This window comes from Xanthomonas sp. WHRI 7945, assembly GCF_035026585.1.
In genome coordinates, this window is the sequence record NZ_JAYIQP010000012.1 from 20,780 (window position 1) to 43,882 (window position 23,103).

18 protein-coding genes and 1 pseudogene are annotated in these 23,103 nt (G+C 70.0%); 12 read left to right on the top strand and 7 right to left on the bottom strand.

The window, feature by feature from the left end; genetic code table 11:
• Nucleotides 1-33 precede the first annotated feature (33 nt).
• From VDQ83_RS11340 to VDQ83_RS11350, 3 genes are read left to right on the top strand one after another with little or no spacing between them, the layout of a single operon-like run.
• A complete protein-coding gene (locus tag VDQ83_RS11340; protein ID WP_455434996.1) occupies nt 34-786 on the top strand; it encodes an SDR family NAD(P)-dependent oxidoreductase in 753 nt (250 codons plus the stop codon).
• 23 nt (nt 787-809) lie between these two features.
• Nucleotides 810-2,033 carry an SGNH/GDSL hydrolase family protein gene (locus tag VDQ83_RS11345; protein ID WP_455434997.1) on the top strand — a complete coding sequence of 408 codons (1,224 nt, stop codon included), beginning with the start codon at nt 810-812 and terminating at the stop codon, nt 2,031-2,033.
• Nucleotides 2,030-3,142, top strand: coding sequence for a sugar kinase (locus tag VDQ83_RS11350; RefSeq protein ID WP_455434998.1), 1,113 nt, complete (start codon nt 2,030-2,032; stop codon nt 3,140-3,142). The genes VDQ83_RS11345 and VDQ83_RS11350 overlap by 4 nt, the downstream gene beginning before the upstream one ends.
• A gap of 30 nt (nt 3,143-3,172) precedes the next feature.
• Here VDQ83_RS11350 and VDQ83_RS11355 read toward each other — a convergent pair whose 3' ends face one another.
• Entirely contained in the window at nt 3,173-3,838 is a 666-nt protein-coding gene (locus VDQ83_RS11355; protein WP_455434999.1) for a hypothetical protein, read from the bottom strand.
• 483 nt (nt 3,839-4,321) lie between these two features.
• Between VDQ83_RS11355 and VDQ83_RS11360 the strand changes: the two genes are divergently transcribed.
• Nucleotides 4,322-4,624 (top strand): hypothetical protein, encoded by a 303-nt coding sequence (locus VDQ83_RS11360; RefSeq protein WP_455435000.1) that lies wholly within the window; start codon nt 4,322-4,324, stop codon nt 4,622-4,624.
• A gap of 25 nt (nt 4,625-4,649) precedes the next feature.
• A complete protein-coding gene (locus tag VDQ83_RS11365; RefSeq protein WP_455435001.1) occupies nt 4,650-5,231 on the top strand; it encodes a nucleotide pyrophosphohydrolase in 582 nt (193 codons plus the stop codon).
• A 442-nt stretch (nt 5,232-5,673) separates the two neighbouring features.
• Here VDQ83_RS11365 and VDQ83_RS11370 read toward each other — a convergent pair.
• From VDQ83_RS11370 to VDQ83_RS11380, 3 genes and pseudogenes are all read right to left on the bottom strand, one after another.
• Nucleotides 5,674-6,186, bottom strand: a pseudogene (locus tag VDQ83_RS11370) (DUF6496 domain-containing protein); the annotation flags it as partial.
• A 426-nt stretch (nt 6,187-6,612) separates the two neighbouring features.
• Nucleotides 6,613-8,052 carry a DUF763 domain-containing protein gene (locus VDQ83_RS11375; RefSeq protein WP_455435002.1) on the bottom strand — a complete coding sequence of 480 codons (1,440 nt, stop codon included), beginning with the start codon at nt 8,050-8,052 and terminating at the stop codon, nt 6,613-6,615.
• A 1,032-nt stretch (nt 8,053-9,084) separates the two neighbouring features.
• Nucleotides 9,085-9,690, bottom strand: coding sequence for a TetR/AcrR family transcriptional regulator (locus VDQ83_RS11380; RefSeq protein WP_455435003.1), 606 nt, complete (start codon nt 9,688-9,690; stop codon nt 9,085-9,087).
• A 118-nt stretch (nt 9,691-9,808) separates the two neighbouring features.
• Here VDQ83_RS11380 and VDQ83_RS11385 point away from each other — a divergent pair, with 118 nt between their 5' ends.
• The 6 genes from VDQ83_RS11385 (at nt 9,809) to VDQ83_RS11410 (ending at nt 16,581) form a co-directional block, all read left to right on the top strand.
• Nucleotides 9,809-10,876 carry an NAD(P)-dependent alcohol dehydrogenase gene (locus VDQ83_RS11385; RefSeq protein ID WP_455435004.1) on the top strand — a complete coding sequence of 356 codons (1,068 nt, stop codon included), beginning with the start codon at nt 9,809-9,811 and terminating at the stop codon, nt 10,874-10,876.
• A 168-nt stretch (nt 10,877-11,044) separates the two neighbouring features.
• Nucleotides 11,045-11,326 (top strand): hypothetical protein, encoded by a 282-nt coding sequence (locus VDQ83_RS11390; protein WP_455435005.1) that lies wholly within the window; start codon nt 11,045-11,047, stop codon nt 11,324-11,326.
• A gap of 38 nt (nt 11,327-11,364) precedes the next feature.
• Nucleotides 11,365-11,727 carry a TonB family protein gene (locus VDQ83_RS11395; protein WP_455435006.1) on the top strand — a complete coding sequence of 121 codons (363 nt, stop codon included), beginning with the start codon at nt 11,365-11,367 and terminating at the stop codon, nt 11,725-11,727.
• A 95-nt stretch (nt 11,728-11,822) separates the two neighbouring features.
• On the top strand, nt 11,823-12,533 hold the full coding sequence (locus tag VDQ83_RS11400) for a hypothetical protein (RefSeq protein ID WP_455435007.1): 711 nt from the start codon (nt 11,823-11,825) through the stop codon (nt 12,531-12,533).
• Nucleotides 12,534-12,798: 265 nt separating this feature from the next.
• A complete protein-coding gene (locus VDQ83_RS11405; RefSeq protein WP_309912407.1) occupies nt 12,799-15,081 on the top strand; it encodes a glycoside hydrolase family 3 N-terminal domain-containing protein in 2,283 nt (760 codons plus the stop codon).
• 621 nt (nt 15,082-15,702) lie between these two features.
• Entirely contained in the window at nt 15,703-16,581 is an 879-nt protein-coding gene (locus VDQ83_RS11410; RefSeq protein ID WP_455435102.1) for an SDR family oxidoreductase, read from the top strand.
• Nucleotides 16,582-16,821: 240 nt separating this feature from the next.
• Here the strand turns inward: VDQ83_RS11410 and VDQ83_RS11415 are convergent, their stop codons facing one another.
• The 3 genes from VDQ83_RS11415 to VDQ83_RS11425 form a co-directional block, all read right to left on the bottom strand.
• The gene (locus VDQ83_RS11415; RefSeq protein ID WP_455435008.1) at nt 16,822-19,338 is read right to left on the bottom strand and encodes an excinuclease ABC subunit A; all 2,517 of its coding nucleotides are present in this window, start codon (nt 19,336-19,338) and stop codon (nt 16,822-16,824) included.
• Nucleotides 19,339-19,944: 606 nt separating this feature from the next.
• Nucleotides 19,945-20,250 (bottom strand): UBP-type zinc finger domain-containing protein, encoded by a 306-nt coding sequence (locus tag VDQ83_RS11420; protein WP_263110521.1) that lies wholly within the window; start codon nt 20,248-20,250, stop codon nt 19,945-19,947.
• Nucleotides 20,247-21,953 carry an FAD-dependent oxidoreductase gene (locus tag VDQ83_RS11425; RefSeq protein WP_455435009.1) on the bottom strand — a complete coding sequence of 569 codons (1,707 nt, stop codon included), beginning with the start codon at nt 21,951-21,953 and terminating at the stop codon, nt 20,247-20,249. Before VDQ83_RS11425 ends, VDQ83_RS11420 begins: the two co-directional genes overlap by 4 nt.
• A gap of 490 nt (nt 21,954-22,443) precedes the next feature.
• Here VDQ83_RS11425 and VDQ83_RS11430 point away from each other — a divergent pair, with 490 nt between their 5' ends.
• A complete protein-coding gene (locus VDQ83_RS11430; RefSeq protein WP_455435010.1) occupies nt 22,444-22,974 on the top strand; it encodes a DUF1993 domain-containing protein in 531 nt (176 codons plus the stop codon).
• Nucleotides 22,975-23,103: the final 129 nt, after the last annotated feature.

A 23,103-nucleotide genomic window follows, 5' to 3' on the forward strand; every position in this document is an offset into this window, starting at 1 on the left:
CGTTCGTTCCCCCTCGCAAAGGACTCATCGCTCATGCAATTCAAAGACAAGGTGGCCATCGTCACCGGTGGCGGCCGCGACATCGGCCGCGAAGTTTCGCTGAAGCTGGCCGCGGCCGGCGCCAAGGTGTGCATCAACTACGCCAACGACGCGGCCAGCGCCGAGGCGACGCTGCAGCAGATCCTCGCCGCCGGCGGCCAGGCCATCGTGCACCGCGCCGATGCCGCCGACGCGCAGGCCGTGGCCGGCCTGGTCGCGGCGACGCAGCAGGCGTTCGGCCAGCGCATCGACATCCTGGTCAACGTCGCCGGCGGCATGGTCGCGCGCAAGCCGCTGGCCGACATCGACGAAGCCTTCTTCCACCAGGTGATGGACCTCAACCTGAAGTCGGTGTACCTGACCACGCAGGCGGTGGCCCCGCACATGGCCGAAGGCGGCGCGATCGTCAATTTCGCCTCGCTGGCCGGTCGCGACGGCGGCGGCCCGGGCGCGGCGATCTACGCCACTGCCAAGGCCGCGGTGATGACCTTCTCGCGGGCGATGGCCAAGGAACTGGGCCCGCGCGGCATCCGCGTCAACGCGCTGTGCTGCGGCATGATCGCCACCCGCTTCCACGACGACTTCACCAAGCCGGAAGTACGCGCGTTCGTCGCCAACGCCACCCCGCTGCGCCGCGAAGGCCGTGCCGCCGAAGCCGCCGATGCGGCGGTGTACCTGGCCTCGGACGCGGCCAGCTTCATCAACGGCGCCAACCTCGACGTCAACGGCGGCGTGTTCTTTTCCTGATCCAACCGCATAGGAGCACGCTCATGTTCTGGCGATCCCTGCCCTGCCCGCCGCCGTTGCGGCGGCATCCGTTGTGGCGCCGCGCGGCGGCCGTCGCGTTCGCGCTGTGCATGGCGCTGCCGGCGGCGGCGCAGGAGGGCACGCGCTGGGTGCCGGCCTGGATCGCCTCGCCCACGCCGGACCGGCTCGACGGTCCGGCCGGCACCTCGCTGCAGTTCGAGCGCCAGAGCGTGCGCCAGGACATGCGCCTGGGCGCCGCGGCGCAGGCGCTGCGCTTTCGCATCAGCAATGAACTGGGCACCGCGCCGCTGAAGATCGGCGCGGCCTCGGTGCGCCTGGCCGGCGCCACGCAGCCGGCGCAACCGGTGCTGTTCGACGGCCGCGGCGAGATCGTGCTGGCGCCGGGCAGCGTGCTGCTCAGCGATCCGGTGGCGCTGCGCGTGCCGGCCCTGGCCGAGGTCGCGTTGACCGTGTATTTCCCCGACGCCGCGCGGCCTGCGGTGCGCCGCACCGCGGTGCGCATTGCCGACGGCAAGGTCGACGTCGCCGATGCCACCGCGCTGAGCTACCGGCAGAACGTGGTCTCGGCGGTGTATGCGCAGACCACCGCGTCGCCGCGGGTGGTGGTGGCGCTGGGCGATTCGATCACCGAAGGCGCCACCGCCAGCCGCGGCCGCCACGGGGACTGGCCGGCGCTGCTGGCCAAGCGCCTGGAGCAGGCCTGCCCGGGCCAGGTGGTGGTGCTCAACGCCGGCATCAGCGGCAACAAGCTGCTCGACGCCGGCCGCAGCCCCAGCGCGCTCGCGCGCCTGGACCGCGACGTGCTGGCGCTGCCCGGCGTCGACCAGGTCGTGCTGTTCGAAGGCATCAACGACATCCGCCACAGCGGGCCGCCGGCCCTGGCGCCCGGGCGCAATGCCGCGGACATGATGCTGGGCTACCGGCAGGTGGTCGAACGCCTGCGCCAGCACGGCATCGCCACCATCGGCGCGACGCTGACCCCGTTCGGCGCCTCGGAACGCTACGAACCGGTTTCCGCCGCCACCCGCCAGGCGTTGAACGACTTCATCCGCAACGGCAAGGCGTTCTCCGCGGTGATCGACTTCGACGCGATCCTGCGCATGCCCGACAATCCCGAATCGCTGCCGGCCGCCATCACCCGCGACCACCTGCACCCCAACGACGCAGGCTACGCACGCATGGCCGAGGCCATCGACCTGTCGCTGTTCGGCTGCAAGGCGCGATGAGCGCAGCGCCGGCCGATCCCGCCTTCGCCACCCTGCCCGCCCCGCGCCGCTGGGACTGCGCGGCGCTGGGCGAGGTGATGCTGCGCCTGGATCCGGGCGAGGAGCGCATCCGCGCCGCGCGCCAGTTCCGCGTGTGGGAAGGCGGCGGCGAATACAACGTCGCCCGCGGCCTGCGCAAGACCTTCGGCCGTCCGACCGTGGCGCTGACCGCGCTGCCGCGCAACGAACTCGGCCTGCTCGCCGAGGATCTGATCCTGCAGGGCGGCTGCGACACCCGGCACCTGGTGTGGCGCGACTACGACGGCATCGGCCGCAACACGCGCATGGGCCTGAACTTCACCGAGCGCGGCTTCGGCGTGCGCGCGGCGCTGGGCGTCTCCGATCGCGCCTATTCGGCCGCCGCGCAGTTGCGGCCGGAGGAATTCGACTGGCCGGCGCTGTTCGGCGACGACGGCGCACGCTGGTTGCACACCGGCGGCATCTTCGCCGCGCTGTCCGAATCCACCGCACAGACCGCGATCGCCGCGGTGCAGGCCGCGCGCCGCCACGGCGCACTGGTGTCCTACGACCTGAACTACCGCGCCAGCCTGTGGAACAGCCATCCCGATCCGGACGCGGCGCGCCACGTCAACCAGCGCATCGTCGCCGAATGCGACCTGCTGATCGGCGACGAATATTCCTTTGCCGGCTGCCTGGGCCTGGACATGAGCGGCGTCGGCCAACGCAGCACGCCGATGGACCCGGCCCCGGCCGAGGCCGCCGCGCGGCTGGCGCTGCAGCGCTATCCACAGCTGCAGGCGGTGGCATTCCCGCTGCGCGACGCGCAGTCGGCCTCGCGCAACCACTGGGCCGGGGTGCTGCACACGCGCCAGGCCAGCTACCGCTCGGTCGCGCGCGAGCTGGACATCCTCGACCGCGTCGGCGGTGGCGATGCGTTCGTGTCCGGCCTGATCCACGGCCTGCTGTGCGGCGCCGGCCCGCAGGCGGCGATCGACTACGCCGCCGCGCACGGCGCGCTGGCGATGACCACCCCGGGCGACAACGCGATGGTCGCCCAGGCCGAGGTCGAAGCGCTGATGCGCGGCGAAGGCGCGGCGGCGCGGCGCTGACGCCCGGCGCCGTGCCGTGAGTTTGCGCCGCTACTCCAGTTCCCAGCGCGGCACGATCGCGAACGCCCCCGGCGGCGAGGCCAGTTCCAGCGAGGCCAGCTGCGCCTGCTGCACGGCTTGCGGGATCAGTGCGTCGACGGTCTGCGGACGCGCCTTCGGGCCGCTGCGATAGTCCAGCGACTGCACCGGCAACCGGCTCTGCTGGCGCAGCAACTCGCGCAGCGGCGCTTCCATCGCCTCGATGCAACGCGCCACGTCCTGCTGCACGAACTGCGCCACCTGCGCCGCATCCAGGCCCTCGACCGGCACCGCGCCCAGGTCGCCGAACACCTGCGTGAAGCGGGCGGCGACGAACGCGTCGAACGACGCGTATTGCAACGTGCTGTCGTCCGCGTCGTGCAACACACAGGCCACGCCGTGGCGCTGGTCGGGCAGGCGCACCAGGCAATAGGCATCGCCGGCGCCGGACTGCGCGAACGGGAAGAAGGCGATGCCCTGCTGCGCCTGCGGGTTCAACCATTCGTCGATGGTCTGGCGGCAGGCCGGCGGATCCAGCCATTCGATGTCGTAGTCGCTGCCCAACGCCGGCACCGTATCGCCGGCGGGCGTGGTCAGGCCGCGGCGGTACCAGTCGGCCAGCAACGGCGGCAGCGCGAAACCGGCACCGGCCGCGATCGATTCGAATGCGTCGAGCATGACTGTGTGACTCTTCGAAGTGGCTGCCGATTGTAGTCGCAGCGCTTTCCTTCTCCCACGGGGGCCATGGCCGCCCTTTTTCTGGGGAAGGTGCCGCGCAGCGACGGATGAGGTGTGGGGCGAAGCCTGTGCGATATCAGCCGTCTTGGTTCCGGATCCGGCACACATGGGACTGGGATTGGGATTGGAGATTCGGGATCGGCAACTGCGGCGTGGTCCTACCAGCGCATCTACGGCCTTACGCTGCGCTTGTCCACATTCCGTCGCCGTTGTTCGCGTGCGGATGCCGAATCCCGACTGCAGCATCGACCACGCCCCGCTACGATGTCGCCACCGCAACCATGCACCCACATCGATGAGCCCGCACCATTTCCAGACTTTCCGCTGCGCGATCGCGAGGCGACTACGCGTTCCGCATTGTCTCGTACGACGCGTGGGTAGCGACTGCAACGCGACCGGAATCGGCGAACGGGCCGTGCGGCGATGACCGGGATCGTGTTGAGCGTGCTGGACCATGCGCCGCACGACTGGTATCTGCTGCGATCGGCCGAGGACTATTTCCTCGACGTGAACTGCAGCGCATCGTGGCTGGGCTATTCGCTGCTGATCCGGCTCGACGCCGCCGAGCGCGCCAACGTAATGGCCGGCGGCCGCGGCGCCTGCGACACGCTGGCCGAACGCGTGCGCGACACCGCCTCGCCAAGCCACCCGCGCGATCTTTCCGGCGACTACGGCGAGGCCGTGCGCGACGCCATCGCCCGCTGGCGCAAGGACGCCGAGGGGTGATCCCGCGCCGGCGCGTGCTGCGGCGATGATCGGCGGCTGCCGCATCCAGACGAACGTCGGCGCGCCAGATAGACAGACCGCCGCTGCCGCTGCGGATGCGGTGCGCGAAATACAGGAAACCAGCATCGTCGGCGCGCGCCCCACGCCGCATGTCGCGACAACCGTGAAGCGGCGGCCCCGACATACACGGTTAGCGATCCGCGCCAGGCCGCTGTCCCTTGCATTAGCATACGAAGTCCCGCTCCCGGAACCGCCCATGCCCGACAGCCTCCACGACCTGCAAGCCGCCCAGCGCGCGTTCGCCGACGAACGCGAGTGGGGCCAGTTCCACTCGCCGCGCAACCTGGCCGCGGCGCTGTCGGTCGAGGCGTCGGAACTGCTGGAGCACTTCCAATGGCTCGACGACGCACAGAGCCGGCAACTGTCGGACGACAAGAAGGCCCAGGTCGGCAGCGAAGTAGCCGACGTGCTGCTGTACCTGCTTCAGCTCTGCGACAAGCTGGGCATCGATCCGATCGAGGCCGCGCGGCAGAAGATGCAGGTGAACGCGAACAAGTATCCGGTCGAGCGCGCCAAGGGGCGCATCACCAAATACACCGAGTTGTGAGCAACCGGCGGCACTAGCGGATCGCGGATCGCGACGCCCTACAGGATCGCCCTGCGTCACCGGCGACCGCTGCTGCGGCCGCCGGTGACGCGGCGAGGCGATGGCCCAGTGTAGGTGCGCGAGGCGGCGACGACGCTAGATGCCAACGCGCCGACCTGGGGTGGTGACCTGAAGCAGATCCAGCGCCCGGTGCGCGCGATGAAGCTCCGCAGACTCAGCCTCCGGTCTTCCTGGAGGCGCGCTTGCCGCCAGCCGATTTCCTGGCCGTGCTCTTCTTCGCGGCGGACTTCCTGGCAGCTGTCTTCTTCGTTGCTGCCTTCTTGGTGGCCGTCTTCTTCGATGCTGTCTTCTTGGTGGCAGTCTTCTTGGTGGCAGTCTTCTTGGTGGCTGTCTTCTTGGTGGCTGTCTTCTTCGCCGCCGTCTTCCTGGCCGAAGACTTCTTCGCGGTCTTCTTCGTCGTGGCGCCGCGGGTCGCTGCCGCCTTCTTGGCCGCGGCCTTGCGCACGGCAGGTCCCTTGGTCTGCGCGGCTTTTTTCGCCGCGGCCGAACGGCTGGAGGCGGTGCGCTTGCCGGCCGCCTTCTTGGTCTGCGACGACAGCGCCTTCTTGCCCACCGTCTGCGTGGCGGTCTTGCCCTTGCTCGCGGTCTTGAGCGCCTTCTTGGCGCCGCGCGACCGCGTCGGCGACGGCTTCTTCTTGCTGGCGCCCTTGCTTTCTTCCTTGGCCACTTTTTTCTTGGTCGCCTTGGATGCAGTCTTCGACGCCCCGGTCTTGACCCCGGCGCGGCGCGCCTTCGACAGGCCGATGGCGATCGCCTGCTTGGTCGATTTCACCTCGGTCTTGCCTTCGCGTACCCGGTCGATCTCCTCGCGGACGAATTCGCCGGCCTGGGTACTGCCCGCCTTGCCCTCGCGCTTGTCGCGCTTGGCACGTGCAGTGGTGGATTGCTCTGGCATGACGTTCTCCTGCAGCCGGCCGGAAATGGCCATCGCAACAGGTGTAGCAGCCAAAAAGTAAAGAACCGGCATAAGCCGTGCGAAGCCGATGTGCATTGCGCCCGCATGCCTCGTTCGCCTGCGCGCCTGTGAGCCACGCAAGGCCGTCAGCGCGTACAAGCCATCAGCGTGCGCAGGACAACGGACGCGCGCGCTTCTCGACATTCCGCGGCGCTGCGGACGACGATACCGTCCTTGATCGATTGCGTCGCTCGAACAGCATCGGCCGGATGGCACGTGGACCGCTCGCACCGTCGCCGCGCGATCAGGCCCGCTCGGCCACGCCGCGCACGAGCCGCATTGTCAGATGCCCATGTCGCGGCGTCGATCGGATCGCGCGCACCGCGCAGCCGAGCCGCTGCCCTAACACTGCTCGCCCCGCACGGCCTACTGGCGACGCGCCTGCCGGGTTGGCGCAACGTCGGCGGCGTTCGCCGCGCCAGCCGGCGCCGGCTCCCAACCGAACACGCTGCGCCCGCCATAGCCGTGCGACGCGCGCCGCTCCTCCGCGATCAGCGCCCCCACCGACGGCCCACGCGCATGCGGCTCGAGCAGGCGCGCCTGCGCATCCAGCCGGCGGATCGCCTCCAGCTTTTCCTCGCGACCCAGCTTGGCCTGGGTCACCGCGGTCTTCAGCACGCCGATGGTGTGGTCGTAGACGCGCGTGGGCACCGGAAACGGATGCCGGTCCTTGCCGCCATGCGCCATCGAGAACCGCGCCGGATCGGTGAACCGGCACGGCGTGCCGTGCAGCACCTCCGCCACCAACGCCAGCGCACGCACGGTGCGCGCGCCGACACCGGGCACCTGCAGCAGTTCGGTGAAGTCCTGCGGCCCGCATTCGGCCGCCGCGGCCAGGTTGGCGTGCAGCCGCCGGGTCACGATGTCGCTGCCGCGCACGTCGTGGTGGTCGGGCAGCGACAGGTGCGGCAGACCGGCCGGCATGCGCGCCGGCGGCGCAACGGGCGCGGCGGCGAACAGGTCGCCGCTCGGCGCGAACAGCGCATCGGCGGCTGGAGCACACATGCCCGGCCCCGTGCGCGCGCCGGCCATGGTGCCTTGCGACGCCTTTGCGCCTGCGGCGGCACGCGGCGCGGACGCCGCCGCGTTCGCCGAAGAGGCATGCAATGCGCCGTACTCCTGCGCGATCCGATCCGGCCCGAGCGCCTGCAGCAGTTCCACCTGCACCGCGCGCGAAGCGGCGGCGCGATGGTCGGCGAGATTGACGATGCGGCCCTGCCCCGGCCCATCGATCGCCGCATGCGGCGCGTCGACGAAGCTGGTCAGCCCTTCGGACAGCCAGTGATAGCGCCGCGCCTGCTTGCTGGCCCCGTTCATGCCCTGCTGCACCACCACCCACTGCCCGTCGTCGCCGACGATGAAGCCGTGCAGGTACAGATCGAAACCATCCTGCACCGCCGCGCTGTCCACCTTCGCCACCAGCCGGCTGGCGCGCGCCAGGCCGGCGCCGTCCAGCCCGGTGCGCTCGCCCACCGCGCACAACTCGTCGGGCGTGGCGCGCGAATGCCGTCCGCGCCCGCCGCAGACGTGGATGCCCAGTTCGCCGGACAGCGGCGTCAGCCCGCGCTTGAGCGCACCGAGCACGCTGGTGGTGATGCCGGACGAATGCCAGTCCATGCCCATCACCGCGCCGAACGACTGGAACCAGAACGGATGCGCCAGGCGCCGCAGCAATTCGTCGCGGCCATAGCTGTGCACGATGGCCTGGCACATCACCGCACCGAGCCGGGTCATGCGCTCGCCCAGCCAATGCGGCACGCGGCCGCCATGCAGGGGCAGATCGGCGCTGCCGGAACGTCGGCTCATGCGTGGGACTCCGGAGAAAAAATACGGACGCCAGCGTAGCCAGGCCGCGTCTCACCGCGCGACCCAGCGTCCGCGGCAAGACTGAGCGATTCAGCGAAAAGGCTGTCGCGATCTCCACCACTCTGCAGTCGGGGCTGAAGCCCCTCCCACAATGCACCCAGCCAACCTGCCGCAAGCCCCTTGTGGGAGCGACTTCAGTCGCGACGAGCGAAGCCGTGCATCTTCGGCTTCGGGCAGCGTCCGTCGGGGCTGAAGCCCCTCTTACAGTGCACCCAGCCAGCTCGCCGCAAGTCCCTGTAGGAGCGGCTTCAGCCGCGACGAGCGAAGCATTGAACTGTGGGCGCCGGACAGCATCCGGACCGATCACCACAGTCATTCGGAACTCCCGCACAGCGCAAGCCGGCAAATCTCGCGACTGCCGCCCTCATGCAGTCGGGGCTGAAGCCCCTCCCACAAATCCCCCAGCCAACCTGCCGCAAGCCCCCTGTGGGAGCGACTTCAGTCGCGACGAGCGAAGCCGTGCATCTTCGGCTTCGGGCAGCGTCCGTCGGGGCTGAAGCCCCTCCTACAGTGCACCCAGCCAGCTCGCCGCAAGTCCCTGTAGGAGCGGTTTCAGCCGCGACGAGCGAAGCGTTGAACTGTGGGCTCCGGGCAGCACCCGGACCGATGACTGCAGTCAGTCGGAACTCCCGCACAGCGCAAGCCGGCAAACCTCGCGACTGCCGACCTCAAGCAGTCGGGGCTGAAGCCCCTCCCACAATGCACCCAGCCGACCTGCCGCAAGCCCCCTGTGGGAGCGACTTCAGTCGCGACGAGCGAAACCGTGCATCTTCGGCTTCGGGCAGCGTCCGTCGGGGCTGAAGCCCCTCCTACAGTGCACCCAGCCAACCTGCCGCAAGCTCCCTGTAGGAGCGGCTTCAGCCGCGACGAACGAAGCGGCGCACTTGACGAATTCGGACAGGATCGGCGCCGAAGCCCTTGCTTGAAGAAAAACCCGCAGCGCAGATCGCGATGATCCAACGCTCCACCGGCTCAGCCGCTGCCGCGCTTCCGCTTCGCCGCCGCCGCTGCGACAACCGGTTTGTCCACCCCCACCCCCACCCCCTCACCCGCACGCACCGTCGCCAACGTCATCGCGATCAGTCCGCCGATCAGGCGCCGCAAGTCGGCCTCGTTGTCGGCCGATGCCTTCAGGCTGGTGGTGGCCAGGCGCAGGATGTAGGCGATGTCCGCCGCCGACAGCGCCGCTGGCGCGCGCACCTCCGGCTGCAGCGTCGCCACCAGTTGCGCCTCCAGCGCCGCGTACAGGTCGGCCAGGGCCTGCGGCGCATAGTCGCCGCACCTGGCCAGCAGTTCGATGCCGTTCTCCGACCCGATCACCGACGCCGTCGGCTCCAGCACCCAGATGTCGAACAGATGCCGCAGCCGCGTCGCCAGGTCCTGCCCGGGCCGCAGCCGCGCGCCGGAGTCGGCCAGGCAGCGGTCGCGCTGGCGCAGCACCATCGCCGCGAAGATCGCCTCCTTGTTCGGGAACGAGGCGTACAGCGACGGCCGCGACATCTGCGCGGCCTCGGCGATGTCGCCGACGCTGACCTTGCGATAGCCATGACGCAGGAACAGCTGGAAGGCCGCATCCATGATGCGCTCCTCCTTGTTCGGCAACACCGGGGCACTGGCTGGCGATTTTACACTTGACATAATTTGTAAAGTTATCAGTCTTACATTTCCAGCCAAATTGTAAAGCACCGGAGCCCCCATGAACGCCATCGCCCCACCGGCCCAGCCCCGCCCGACCCGCGCCTACGCCGCCATGGAAAAAAACGGCGCCATGGTGCCCTGGCAGTTCGAACGCCGTGCGGTACGCGCGCACGATGTGGCGGTGAAGGTGCTGTACTCCGGCGTGTGCCATTCCGACATCCACTCGGTGAACCAATGGGGCGGCGAATTCCCGCTGGTGCCCGGCCACGAGATCGTCGGCGAAGTGGTGGAGGTGGGCGCAGAGGTCCGCGACTTCGCCATCGGCCAGCGGGTGATGATCGGCACCATCGTCGATTCCTGCCGCGTGTGCGAACCGTGCCGCGCGCAGATGGAGGTGTACTGCCGCGAGTTCCCCACCCTCACCTTCGACGGCATCGACCGCATCGACGGCAGCCGCACCCGCGGCGGCTATGCCGAGTACTACGTAGCCGACGCGCACTTCGTCTATCCGCTGCCCGAGGGCCTGGACCCGGCCGCGGCGGCGCCGTTGCTGTGCGCCGGCGTCACCACCTATTCGCCGCTGCGGCACTGGAACGTCGGCCCCGGCAGCACCGTGGGCATCGTCGGCATCGGCGGCCTGGGCCACCTGGCGGTGAAGTTCGCGCGCGCACTGGACGCGCACGTGGTGGCCTTCACCACGTCGCCGAAGAAGGCGGCCGAGGCGCAGCGCCTGGGTGCGCACGAGGTGGTGCTGTCCACCGACCCTGCGCAGATGCAGGCGCAGGCCTACCGCTTCGACTTCATTCTCGACACGGTGTCTTCGACCTACCCGCTGGATCCGATGCTGCAGGCGCTCAAACTCGACGGCACGCTGTGCTCGCTGGGCCTGCCGGACAAACTGGATTTCGCTCCGATGACGCTGGCGATGGGCCGCCGCCGCATCGCCAGTTCCGGCGCCGGCGGCACCGCCGACACCCACGAGATGCTGGCGTTCTGCCAGCGGCACGGCATCGTCGCCGACGTGGAGGTGATCGCGATGGAGCAGATCAACGAGGCCTTCGCGCGCCTGGAAAAAGGCGACGTGCACTACCGCTTCGTGATCGACATGGCGCGCTCGGCGCTGTAGCCGGCGCTGGTCCGGCTCGGGCGACCGCTCCGCGGCGGGGCAGCTTGACTGCCCCAGGCGTGCAGGCGATGCTCGATGGACGCCGGCTGTCGCCATGCCCTGCCGGCCTGCAGCCGCAGACCTGACGGGCCGCATGACCGTCCTGGACCAGAGAAAGGGAGAGCCACCATGTCCATCGGCAAAAGCGTGACGCCCGCTGCCCTGTTGTTCTGCGCCGGCAGCCTGTTCGTGGTCCTTGGCGTGCTTGCCAATCCGCTTTACTTCAGCGCGGCATTCGCGTGCCTCGCCGCCAGCGCGGCCATGCGCAGCGACGCGCGCCACCGCATTGTGTACGGCGCGCTGGCAATCGTCTTCCTGCTGGTCGTCCTCGGTTACGGTATCGGCAAGGACCTGGCGCAGCGCGACAACCTGCGCGACGCGCAGGCCATGGCCAACGCCGACCGACAGTAACGATCGCGACCGCAGCGAGTCCGCAGAAGCCGACGTCGATGCAACCGCCGCTTATAGCGTTAGTGCTGGTGGCATTGGCTGGCACACCGCAGCAACAGCCTGCCCCCGAGCATGCGACGCCGCCGAAACCCTTGTCCGCCACGCCGCTGCGGATGCCCACCGACTTTTGCTTCGGCGCTTCCGCTATGGACAAGCGCTGCACTGTCACGGTGGCATTCGAAATCCTCGACAGCGGCGCCGTCGGCGAGCTCGATATCGTCCGCTCGTCCAGAGACCGTGTCTGCGATCGGGCAGTGATGGAATCCGTCCGCAGTCGCCGCTACCCGTCCGGCAAGCCGTTCGCTGTCGTCCATGAAACGCTGCGCACTCCGAGTTGCAAGACGGACGGGTTGGAGCGCTAGTTCACCGCCCGCAGGGCGCAAGTCGCGTCCGGAAGGTACGACCTAACGCGTTCGGCCCGGCAACGGACGATGGCGCGACGACCAGATCGCTAAGCGTGCGACTGCCCGTCGCTGGTTCGTGCGTGCGTGGCAATGCGCAGCGGCGCGCGACAATTGCCTGCTTCGCACGTACAGTGCCGAGCACATTGATTGCCGCAAGGACGCCGATGCACTACGCCGCACTTCGCACGCTGCTCGAACCCTGGGGCGAGCTACGCCCGCAGCCGGCATCCGAGTGGCAGGGCGCGATCCCGCTGCCGGCGGCGCTCGCCGATTTCTATGCGCAGGTGGGGCCGTGGGGCAAGACCTTGCATGCGCAGGTAGGTCCAACCGGCGTGTCGCTCGACATCGGCGGCAACCCGGTCGACATTCCGCCGCTGCACAAGCTTTGGCAGCGCCAGGCAGGCTACCGCTGGAACGCGGTCAGCGGCGAGCGCATTGCGGACTGGAACGAGCACTGGCTGGTGGTCGCGGACCAGGGCGCGGACCCGTTCATCCTGGACACCGCCAGCGGCGAAATCCTCTTCGCGTTCCACGGCGCCGGTGCGTGGCAACCGAAGCGGCTGGCCGCCAGCCTGGACAGCGCATTCGGCGGCCTGGCGACCATCGCCAACGCCATGGCGGAGCTGGGCGACGACGCGTTCGACGACACCGACGAACTGCTCGCCACGGCGCGAACCGCGGTCGCGACGGCCCTGGCGTCGTACCTGGGCAGCGCTGCCCAGGCTGCGCAATTCCTGGATGTCCTGGAGTGGTACCAAGCCTGAGCGCGGCCGGACGCGATGGCGGATCGGTTTTCGTCCTATCGCTGGTGGCGCCCGGTCCCGGCGCGGCTCCGCTGCCGGGATCGCTCGGCTGCTCTCGGTGAAAGGCGACCTGCGCTGGTGGTCGCAGTAGCTCCGGCAGCCGTCCGGCCGCGCCCAGCCTCGCGCGTCAGAGCATCGCCCCGCTCGCAGCGCATCGTGCACCGCATCACAGCTTTTCCTCGGCGATCCGTTAGCGTTTGCGCCTGGACCGACGGGGGCTCCACATATGGCGTTTCGTACCACGCGGCGTGGGCTGTTGCTCGGCGCCGGTTCGTTCGCGTTGCTGTCGCAGGTGCCGATGGGGTTCGCGCTGCCGCGCGGCGCGGCCAGGACGCCGGCTTTCATCGACGCGTTGATCGCGCGCATGAGCGTGGAGGAGAAGGCCGGGCAGCTGACCCTGTCCAGCTCGGCGCAACTGACCGATGCCGCGGCGGCGGCCAATCCGGTCAACGTACGGCCCACCGCCGAAGGCCAGCTGGCCGCGGCGCGCGCCGGGCGCCTGACCGGCATCTTCAACGGCTCCAACGTGCGCTGGCATCAGCAGCTGCAGCAGGCGGCGCTGCAGAGTCGGTTGCAGATCCCGTTGCTGTTCGCCGCCGACGTGATCCACGGCTTCACCACCGTGTTCCCGGTGCCGCTGGCCGAGGCCGCCAGCTTCGAGCCGGAACTGGCGCGGCGCACCGCGCGCGCGGCGGCGATGGAAGCCAGCGCGGTCGGCATCGACTGGACCTTCGCGCCGATGGTCGATATCGCCCGCGATGCGCGCTGGGGCCGCGGCGTGGAGGGCAGCGGCGAGGACGTGCTGCTCGCCCGCCGCTTCGCGCAGGCGCGGGTGCGCGGCTTCCAGGGCGAGGGCATCGGCCACGCCGACGCGCTGGCCGCCTGCCCCAAGCACTTCGCCGCCTATGGCGCGGCCGAGGCCGGGCTCGACTACAACACCGTCGACATCTCCGAACGCACCCTGCGCGAGGTGTATTTCCCGCCGTTCCAGGCCGCGTTCGACGCCGGCGCGATGACCACCATGGCCGCGTTCAACGAGATCGCCGGCATTCCGGCCACCGCCAACAGCTGGCTGCTGCGCGACGTGCTGCGCGGCGAATGGGACTACCGCGGGCTGGTGGTGTCCGACTACACCGGCGACCAGGAACTGATCGCGCACGGCGTCGCCACCGACGCGCGCGACGCGGCGCGGCTGGCGTTCCTGGCCGGCGTGGACATCAGCATGCAGAGCGGACTGTACCTGCAGCACCTGCCCGGCCTGGTCGCCGATGGCGCGGTGACGATGGCGCAACTCGACGCCTCGGTGCGCCGCGTGCTGCAGTTCAAGGCCGACCTGGGCCTGTTCGACGACCCGTTCCTGCGCATCGTGCCCGAGCGCGCGCAGGCGCGGCAGCGACGCCCGGAGACGCTGGCGCTGGCGCGCGAGGCGGCGCGCAAGTCGGTGGTGCTGCTGAAGAACGACGGCGAACTGCTGCCGCTCAAGCGTCGCGGCCAGCGCATCGCGCTGATCGGGCCGATGGCCGCCAACTGGGTGGACAGCGCCGGCCCGTGGACGCTGTTCGGCGGCGACGACAGCGGCAACGACCTGGCCACCGCGATGCGCGCGCAACTGGCCGACCGCGACGCGCTCCAGGTGGTGGAAGGCTGCGGCTTCGACCACAGCCTGCCCGGCGGGGTGCAGGCCGCGGTCGCCGCCGCGGCCGGCGCCGATGTGGCGGTGCTGGCGATCGGCGAGCCGTTGCGCTATTCCGGCGAAGCGCAGTCGCGTACCGAGATCGTCATTCCGGCGGCGCAACAGTCGCTGCTGGCCGCGGTGGCGGCGACCGGCACGCCGGTGGTGGTGGTGCTAAGCAATGGCCGCGCGCTGGTGCTCGACGGCGCGGTGCTGGAGGCGCCGGCGATCCTGGTCAGCTGGTTCCTGGGCTCGGCGTCCGGCGCGGCGCTGGCCGACATCCTGCTCGGCGCGCACGCTCCGTCCGGGCGCCTGCCGGTGAGTTTCCCGCACGAATCCGGGCAGGTGCCGTACAGCTACGCGCACAAGCCCAGCGGCCGCCCCGACCCGCGCCCGGACGCGCTGCAGCCGTACAAGACCCACTACCGCACCGTGCCAAACGCCGCGCTGTTCCCGTTCGGCCACGGCCTGACCTACGGCCGCATCGAATACGGCGAACTGGCACTGAGCGATGCGCGGCTGGCCGCCGGCGGCACGCTGCGGATCGGCGCGCGCATCCACAACCGCGGCACGCGCGACGCGGAGGAAGTGGTGCAGCTGTACGTGCGCGACCGCAGCGCCAGCGTCACCCGGCCGGTGCGCGAGCTGAAGGATTTCCGCAAGGTCGCGGTGCCGGCCGGCGGCAGCGTCGCGGTGGAATTCGCGCTGCGCCGCGAGGACCTGCTGTTCGTCGGCCAGGCGCTGACGCCGACCGTGGAGCCGGGCGTGTTCGATGTGTGGGTGGCGCCATCGGCCGAAGCTGCGGGCGTCTCCGCCAGTTTCGAATTGACGGGCTGAGACGCGGGAGCCTTTCGCAACAGCGAGCCCTGTAGGAGCGGCTTCAGCCGCGACAGACACCATCAGTAAGCCGGGGTCGCGGCCGAACCCGCTCCTACAGGACGCAACGCGCTATCACTGCAGCACCTACCTCGGGAACCGCGCAGTTGTGGGTGGCGCCTTCGACAAGGCCGCCGGCGTGTCCACCAGCTTCGAACTGCTGGCAGAGCGCCGGCGCGCCACACTCGGCCGCCCGCCCTCGGCGCCACGCGCATCCCACGCGCACAACCGGTTCGCTTCACGTCGGCAGCACCTCGCGCTCACGCCGCGGTGCCGGGCGCGGCGCTGAGATGGGGCTGCCCGACGTTCGTCCGCATGCGCCCCGCCGCTGCCTGCAGCGTGTCGGACCTGGCGGACGACGCCGAACGGGCGGGCGCGACGACAATGCCCGCGCCGCCGCATCTTCCCCCACCGAGGAGCCGCGCCATGAGCGATCACGATCCCAACCACTCCGCCAGCCGCCGCCGCGCGCTCGGCGTCCTGGGCAGCAGCCTGGCCGCCGGCGGCGCGCTGGCGATGTCCGGCAGCGCCGGCGCGCAGGCCGCGGCGGCCGGCACCGGCTCCGCCGGCAGCAGGCCGCCGATGCAGGACCCGCGCACCCAGTATCCGCGCCCGCCGTTCGATACGCCCAAGCAGGAATGGCCGGGCCTGGCGTCGAAGATGGTGCCGGTGCCGGACCACGGCGAGACCAGCTACGTCGGCTCCGGCCGCCTGGCCGGGCGCAAGGCGCTGATCACCGGTGGCGATTCGGGCATCGGCCGCGCCGCGGCGATCGCCTTTGCGCGCGAGGGCGCGGACGTGGCGATCAACTACCTGCCGCAGGAGGAGTCGGACGCGCGCGAGGTGGTGACGCTGATCCGCGCGGCCGGGCGCAAGGCGGTGGCCATCCCCGGCGACCTGCGCGGCGCCGCGTTCTGCAGGCAGTTGGTCGATCAGGCCGTGCGCCAGCTCGGCGGGCTGGACATCCTGGTCAACAACGCCGCGCGCCAGACCGCACAGCAGTCGATCCTGGACATCGACGACCAGCAGTTCGACGACACGCTCAAGACCAACCTCTACGCGCTGTTCTGGGTGACCCGCGCCGCGTTGCCGCACCTCAAGCCCGGTGCCTCGATCATCAGCACCACTTCGATCGTGGCCGACGATCCGCCCGAAGCGCTGCTCGACTACGCCACCACCAAGGGCGGCATCGTCAGCTTCACCAAGTGCCTGGCCAAGCAGCTGGCGCCCAAGGGCATCCGCGTCAACGCGGTCGCGCCGGGCCCGTACTGGACGCCGCTGCAGCCCAGCGGCGGGCAGTTCATGGACAAGCTGAAGACCTTCGGCGCCGACGGCCCCACCGGCAGGCCCGGCCAGCCGGCCGAGATCGCGCCGATCTACGTGCTGCTGGCCTCGCAGGAATCCAGCTTCACCACCGGCAGCATCTTCAGCAGCGTCGGCGGCCGCGGCAACGTCGGCTGAGCGCGGCGGTTCCCGCGCCGGCATCGGCTGGCGCGGGAACGCCGCACTGCGCTGCACCGCAATCGATGCATCGAGCGCAAGGCTGCTGCGTATCCGCGCCTGCGGCAACGTCCTTGCACGCGGGCGGTTCCACTAGCGGCAGTTGCGTTGCCACTGAAACGTAGAAAACACGCAGCTCTGCACGTCTCCGCGAGGATGGCGCGCTGCGGTTGCTTGCCGCGCCGCCGCCTCCGCAGCGCTTCAGCCCTGCAGCGCCTCCGCCAGGAACGGTGCGGTGCGACTGCCGGCATGTCGCGCCACCGCCTGCGGCTCGCCGGCGACGACCACCGCGCCGCCTTCATCGCCGGCGCCCGGCCCCATGTCGATGATCCAGTCGCTGGCCGCGGCCACGCGCATGTCGTGCTCCACCGCCACCACGCTATTGCCGGCCTCCACCAGGCCGTGCAACTGGCGCAGCAGCGTGTCCACGTCGGCCGGATGCAGGCCGGTGGTCGGTTCGTCGAGCACGTAGACGGTGTCACGGCGTTGCGCGCGCTGCAGCTCGGTGGCCAGCTTGATCCGCTGCGCCTCGCCGCCGGACAGTTCGGTGGCCGGCTGGCCCAGCCGCAGATAGCCGAGTCCCACCTCGCCCAGCACCTGCAGCGGCCGCGCGATCGCGGCATCGTCGGCGAAGAACTCCGCCGCCTGCGCCACGGTCATGCGCAACACCTGCGCGATATTGTGCCCGCGCAGTTCGATCTCCAGCGTCTTGGCGTTGTAGCGCGCGCCGTGGCAGGTTGGGCACGGCGCATAGACGCTGGGCATGAACAGCAATTCCACGCACACCGCGCCCTCGCCTTCGCAGGTTTCGCAGCGGCCCTTGGCGACGTTGAACGAGAAGCGGCCGGCGTCGTACTTGCGCTTGCGCGCGGCCGGCGTGGCGGCGAAACGCTTGCGCACATGGTCGAACAGGCCGGTGTAGGTCGCCAGGTTGGAACGCGGGGTGCGGCCGATCGGCTTCTGGTCCACCTGCACCAGGCGCCGCACATGCTGCAGGCCGTCGGCGATGCGTCCGTCGGTCGCCACCTGCGCGACGCGTTCCAACGGGTCCACGCCTTCTTCCGGATCGACGCGCTCCTGGCCAAGATGCGCGCCGAGCAGTTCCACCAAGGCCTGGCTGACCAGCGACGATTTCCCGGAGCCGGACACGCCGGTGACCGTGGTGAACACGCCCAGCGGGATATCCACGTCCAGCGCGGCGACGTTGTTGCGGGTGATCCCGCGCAGTTGCAGCCACGCGCTCGGCGCGCGCGGCGCATGCGCGATCGGCGCCTGTTCGGCGAACAGGTAGCGGCGCGTGGACGAGGCGGCGACCTGCGCCAGCCCGTCCGGTGGACCGCTGTACAGCACCTGCCCGCCCTGCTCGCCCGCGCCGGGGCCGACATCGACGATCCAGTCGGCATGGCGGATCACGTCGATCTCATGCTCGACCACGAACAGCGAATTGCCCGCGGCCTTGAGCTGGTCCAGCGCGGCCAGCAGCGCCTGCGCGTCGGCCGGATGCAGGCCGGCGGACGGCTCGTCCATCACGTAGACCACGCCGAACAGCTGCGAGCGGATCTGCGTGGCCAGGCGCAGCCGCTGCAGTTCGCCCGGCGACAGCGTCGGCGTGCTGCGTTCCAGGGTGAGATAGCCCAGGCCCAGCTCCTGCAGGATCTGGATCCGCGCCAGCAGATCCTGGGCGATGCGCTGCGCGGCGATGGCCTGCTCCGGATGGCGCTTGGCATCGCGCGTGCGGCCCGCCGCGGCCGGGCGCAGCAGCTCGGCCACCTGCGTGAGCGGACGCTGCGACAACGCGCCGATGTCGAGCCCGGCGAAGGTCACCGACAGCGCCTCGCGGCGCAGGCGCTTGCCGTCGCAGGTCGGGCATTGGGTGCTGAGCAGGTACTGCGACACGCGCTTCTTGATCAACGCACTCTGCGTGCTGGCGAAGGTGTGCAGCACGTAGCGGCGCGCGCTGCTGAAGGTGCCCATGTAGGCCGGTTCCTGCTTGCGCCGCAGCGCGCGCTGGGTCTCGGCGAGGGTGAAGCCGGGATACACCGGCACCGTCGGCTGCTCGTCGGTATACAGGATCCAGTCGCGGGTCTTCTTGGGCAGCTTCGCCCATGGCACGTCGACGTCGTGGCCCAGCGTGGTGAGGATGTCGCGCAGGTTCTGCCCGTGCCAGGCCGGCGGCCACGCGGCCACGGCGCGCTCGCGGATGCTCAGCGTGCGGTCCGGCACCATGGACGCCTCGGTGGCGTCGTAGATGCGGCCCAGGCCGTGGCAGGTCGGGCAGGCGCCGGCCGGGGTGTTCGGCGAGAAGCCGTCGGCGTAGATGATGGCCTGCCCCGGCGGATAGTCGCCGGCGCGCGAATACAGCATGCGCAGCGAATTGGAGATGGTGGTGACGCTGCCCACCGACGAGCGCGTGCTCGGCGCACCGCGATGCTGCTGCAGCGCCACCGCCGGCGGCAGGCCTTCGATGGCATCCACGTCCGGCACCCCGGCCTGGTCGATCAGGCGCCGCGCATACGGCGAGATCGAATCCAGGTAGCGGCGCTGCGCCTCGGCGAACAGCGTGCCGAACGCCAGCGACGACTTGCCGGAGCCGGAGACGCCGGTGAACATCACCAGCGCATCGCGCGGCAGCTCCACGTCCACGTCCTTGAGATTGTGTTCGCGGGCGCCGCGGACGCGGACGAAGCCGGAGGCGGTGGAAACGGGGGGCTTGGGCATTGGTGAGAGCGGTCGGCAGGAACTCGCGCAAGCTTAGCGGGTCGGCTCGATGGGCCGTGTACAGGTCATGCGCGATGGGCAGGATGCGCTGTGGGAGGGGCTTCAGCCCCGACCGGATCTGGATATGCAGGAATGTCTATCAGTGCCTGTCGCGGCTGAAGCCGCTCCTACAGTGGCTGCGGCAAGCTGGCTGGGTGCACTGTAGGAGGGGCTTTCAGCCCCGACCGGATCTCGATGTGCCAGGGATGTATGTCGCGACTGAAGCCGCTCCTACAGGACTCGCGACAACCGGCTGGGTGCACTGTGGGAGGGACTTCAGTCCCGACGCTGCCCGAAGCCGTTGGGTCTACCGCTTCGCTCGTCGCGACTGAAGTCGCTCCCACAGGGACTTGCGGCGAACTGGCTGGGTGCTCTGTAGGAGGGGCTTCAGCCCCGACCGGATCTCGATGTGCCAGGGATGTCTGTCGCGGCTGAAGCCGCTCCTACAGGGGCTTGCGGCAAACCGACTGGGTGCACTGTGGGAAGGACTTCAGTCCCGACGCTGTCCGAAGCTCAACATGCCAAACGCGTGGCCAGATGCGCTGCAGCGGCACGAGCGGCCTCACGCTACACGTAACGCGGAATCGGCCCCAGCTGCGGCGTCTGGTCCGGCAGTTCCACTTCGGTCTCGTCCACGTAGCACCAGCCCCAGCCTTCGGGCGGGTCGTAGCCTTCGATGATCGGGTGCGCGGTCTGGTGGAAATGTTTGGTCGCGTGGCGATTGGGCGAATCGTCGCAACAGCCGACGTGGCCGCAGCTGCGGCACAGGCGCAGATGCACCCAGGGGCTGCCGATCTTCAGGCACTCTTCGCAGCCGCGCGCGCTCGGCGTGACCTCGGCGATGGTGGAAAGGTGGGAACAACGCGCTGTCATCGGCTGCCTCTCTCGGTTGCGGCGGGCGCACTGCGCCGTGCCAGGAATTGATGGATCTGCGCGACCACCGCGGCACCCTCGCCGACCGCCGCGGCCACGCGCTTGACCGAACCGGCGCGCACGTCGCCGATCGCGAACACGCCGGGGCGGTCGGTCTCCAACGGCAACGCAGGCACCTGGCCGAGTTCCGGCTCGGCGCCGGTGACAACGAAGCCGGCGTGATCCAGCCGCACGCAGCCATCGACCCAGGCGCTGTTGGGATCGGCGCCGACGAACAGGAACAGGTGGTGCAGGTCGCAACGATGGGTGGCGCCGGTGGCGCGGTCGCGGAACTCCGCGCTCGCCAGGCGCTGCGACGCGTCGGCCTGCAGCGACACCACTTCCGTTCCAGTGTGCAGCTCCACGTTCGGCAACGCGGCGATGCGCTCGATCAGGTAGCGCGACATCGACGCCTCCAGCCCGGCGCCGCGCACGATCAGGTGCAGGCGCTTCACCTTCGGCGCCAGGAACACCACCGCCTGGCCCGCGGAATTGCCGCCGCCGACCAAGGCCACCTCCTCGCCCTCGCACAAGCGCGCCTCCACCGGCGACGCCCAGTACGACACGCCGTTGCCTTCGAACGCGGCCAGGTTGACGATGTCCGGGCGCCGATAGCGCGCGCCCGAGGCGATCACCACAGTGCGCGCCTGCACGCGCAGGCCATCGCGCATCTGCAACTGCAACGGCGCGGCGCTGCAGTCCTCGGCGGTGGCCGCATCGCAATGCAGCTGCGCCACTTCCAGCGGCAACGCCAGCTCGGCGCCGAACTTCAGCGCCTGGTTGTAGGCGCGTCCGGCCAGCGCCTGGCCGGAGATGCCGGTGGGAAACCCGAGGTAGTTCTCGATCCGCGCCGACGCGCCGGCCTGGCCGCCGATCGCACGCTGGTCCAGCACCAGCACAGACAGCCCTTCGGAGGCGGCGTACACCGCGGTCGCCAAGCCGGCCGGGCCGGCGCCGACGATGGCCACGTCGTAGCGTTTTTGCGGATCCAGCTCCGGGGTCATGCCCAGGCAATGCGCGGCCTCGGCCTCGCTGGGACGCCGCAGCACGGTGCCGCTGGGGCAGACCATCAACGGCAGTTCGTCGTGATGGATGCCCAGGCGCTCGACCAGCGCGCGGCCCTCATCGTCGTTGGCCGCATCCAGGAAGGTGTTGGGATAGCCGTTGCGGGTCAGGAAGCCCTGCAGCCGGGTCAGCCGCGCCTCGCCCGGCTCGCCGATCAGCACCGAGCCGGCGGTATCGCCTTCGATCAGCCCGACCCGGCGCAGGATCAGCGCGCGCATCACGATCTCGCCGACGTCGGCCGAGCTGATCATCAGCGAGCGCAGATGCGCCGCATCGAACGGCACCGCGACGCAGCCCTCGGCGCCGGCGCGGCCGCCGGCCAAGGAGGCGCGGCCGGCCAGCTGGCTGACCTCGCCGCTGAACTGCCCCGCGGTGTGCTCGGTGACCGGCTTCTCGTGGCCCAGCCCGTCGCGGCGCACCACCGCGATCGTGCCCTGCAGCACCAGCCACACCGGCGCCGGATGGTCGCCGACGGCGAAGACCTCCTCGCCCGGGGCGAAGGTGCGCGGCGCGCCGCTGGCGAAGCGACGCGCAGTCTCCACCTGTGCGGGTTCCAGCACCGGGAACATCTGATGGCGACGGGTATCGGCCAGGCTCATCGGCATCCTTGTGGGTAACGGGTATTGACGCCACACAGCATGCGATGCGGCAGCGCTGCGGGCAATCACCCATTCTGGGAGGCCGCGCCTGCGGCAGCGGCGCACTCAATGTTTGCGGCTGGGGACGACAGGCTCGCCTCGCACAGTCGATCAACGGGACGCTTCGCGCCGTACCCTCACCCCAACCCCTCTCCCGGTGGGAGAGGGGCTAAAGCGCTGCGACTGTTCCTTGTCCCATCTGGGCCATGGCTCCCTTTTCGGGAATGGTGGGCTGGATGAGGGCAGACAACATTCCGCAATAGCGGACGCGACGGCTCTTCGTCGCCGCGCAGCGGCGCCATCTTGCTGCCAGTACGCATGGGTATGGCACGCACCGCACCCGGCCGCGACGAGAGTCGCCCTTGTGTTCGATCCGCAATGCCCCATCCAAGGTGATGCCGCGCCGTCGCCGGCCTGCGCCCGGCCCCTATCGTCTTCAAGGAAACCGCTCATGTCCGTCTCGATGTATCGCCTTTCCGTTCCGGTGTTCCTGCGTGGCCTGGACGTGTTGCAGCACTACGTCGCACTGGCCGAGCGCCACGCGCAGGAGAACGGCCAGGATCCGCAGACGCTGGTCGACGCGCGCCTGGCGCCGGACATGTTCGGCTTCGCCGCGCAAATCCAGCGCGCGTCGGACACCTCGAAGAACACCATCGGCCGCCTCAGCGACATCGTGCCGCCGAAGATGGCGGACGATGAAACCACCCTGGCGCAGCTGCGCGAGCGCATCGCCGCCACCCAGCGCTTCCTGCACAGCGTGGATGCCGCCGCCCTCGACGGCGCCCAGGACCGCGCAGTGTCGCTGAGCGCCGGCAAATTGAAGGCCGATTTCAACGGCAGCGACTACCTGCTGACCTTCGCCCTGCCGAATTTCTTCTTCCACGTCGCCACCGCCCACGCGATCCTGCGCCAGCAAGGCGTGGCGGTGGGCAAGCTCGACTATCTGGGTCGGTTCGACACGGTAGAAACCGAAGCCGCTTGAAGCCCCTCTCCCACCGGGAGAGGGGTTGGGGTGAGGGTGCGACGCGAAGGCGACTCGCTGAGTTTGGGTGCACGAGGCTGCGCCCGTACCCTCATCCGCCCATGCAGGGCACCTTCCCCCGAAAAGGGG